At 68.5% G+C, this 1,633-nt stretch carries 2 protein-coding genes; both read right to left on the bottom strand.

Going from position 1 to position 1,633, the window contains the following annotated elements:
- On the bottom strand, positions 1–327 hold a 327-nt coding region (locus tag VFQ05_00735), incomplete at its 3' end, for a GNAT family N-acetyltransferase (GenBank protein ID HET9325278.1).
- Positions 328–407: 80 nt separating this feature from the next.
- Positions 408–1,433: a hypothetical protein gene (locus VFQ05_00740; protein ID HET9325279.1), complete on the bottom strand. Its 1,026-nt coding sequence runs from the start codon at positions 1,431–1,433 to the stop codon at positions 408–410.
- Positions 1,434–1,633 lie beyond the last annotated feature (200 nt).

Raw genomic sequence — 1,633 nt, forward strand, 5'->3', positions numbered from 1 at the left:
CTCGAAGGCCCGTGTGAGCAGCCGGCGGCCGACCCCCTTGTTCTGCAGCGAAGGCAGGGCCCAGAACATCGAGAGGAAGTGAGTGCCGCCGCGCCGGATCGTCGCGGCGAAGGCGACGACGCGGCCGTCCTGGACCGCCACGTGGAAGCCTCGGGGGTCCGTCCGCTGCAGATGCGCCAGCGCAGGCTCCATGTCGCGAGCGCGCATCGGCGGCGGATCGTTGCTCTGCCGGCGCGCGAGATCGGTGGCGGAGCGGAGAAACACACGCGCGCAGCCCATCATGTCGTCGGGGCGGGCTTGTCGGAAGCGAAGCGTGGATGCGGCCATGGGCGGCGGAATCTACAACAAACCGCCCTCGCGGGAGCCGGTCGGGGCCTCGAACGGCGTCCGACCTGGCCCGCTGCCGGTCAGAATCCCCAATAGGGTCCGATCTGAGCCTCCGAGAAGCCCTGGTAGTTGCAGTTCTCGCAGAACAGCCAGTGGTAAGTGTAATCGGCGCGGAGACCGAAGCCGCGGCTCATGCGCACGAACACCCCCGATCCGAGGGTGCGGGTCCCGACTCCGAATCCCCCGGCGAGCAGCACCCCGAAGCCCCCGTGAGGCGCGATGCCGATGGCGGGGCCCATGGGAATCGTGCCGCTGAGCGCGAGCTCGAGCATCAATCCGGTGCCGTCGCTCTCGTCGTCGAGCACCAATCCCGTGGTGAAATCGAGACCGAGGCTCGGGGTGACGAACTTCGGCGAGATTCGCGCGTAGATGCCATGCCCTACCAAGCCGAGATCGGAGGGAGCCGCGGCCCACAACCCACCCAGCTGGATCGCGGCCGTGGTCCTCGGCTTCTCCGAAGCGGGGATGAAGCGGCTATCGGATCGCGGGGTTGCTTCCGCGGGCGCCGACTGCACCGCCAGCACGTCGTCGAAGGGAACGGCGATCGTGCCGCTGGCGGTCCGCAGCTCGAGCGCCGTGATGAGTGGAGTCTCCGCATCGCGGCCGGTCGCCTGGACGCGCCGGCTCTCGATGCTCTTCCCGCCTTCCACTCTCATCTTGGAGAAGCGATCGTAGGCGACGGTGCGGATCGGACCGTCGCCCTTCCGTATCGCCACGCCGTCATGAGCCAGACCGCAAAAGGACACCTTGCCGCTACCGGTGATCCTCCCCGTGACCAGCTCGATTCGCGCGCCGATCTCGGGCATCGCGCGACCGGCGCTGGACTCGCTCCGCCACCGGTCGTACCGGACGCGATACTCGTCCTGAGCGACACGGCCGAGATCGAGGAACACCCCGGACACTCGGCTGCTGTCGCGGAGGACGAGAGCCACCGAGTCGCCCGGAAAGAATCGGGACGGCGTTGCCGCCGCGCTGGCGCCGCCAGTGCTCACCTGCAGGGTGATCGCCGGCAGCAGGACGAGAACCCAAGCGAACCTGCGCGCCATCCGGCGAACCGTAGCAAACGCCGGGTGAGAGCCGAAGAGCGGACTTCAATCCATGCCTGCGCGGATCCGCCCCAGGGTCTCCCGCATCCTGCGATAACGCTCGCCGTGGAGCGGGTAACCCTGCAGAGCCGCGATGACCACGAGCGATGCCAGAATCGGTAGCAGCGCCATCAGGGTGCGGATGCCGAGCAGCGCCGCCT

This window comes from Candidatus Eisenbacteria bacterium (assembly GCA_035712145.1).
Taxonomy (GTDB): Bacteria; Eisenbacteria; RBG-16-71-46; order RBG-16-71-46; family RBG-16-71-46; genus DASTBI01.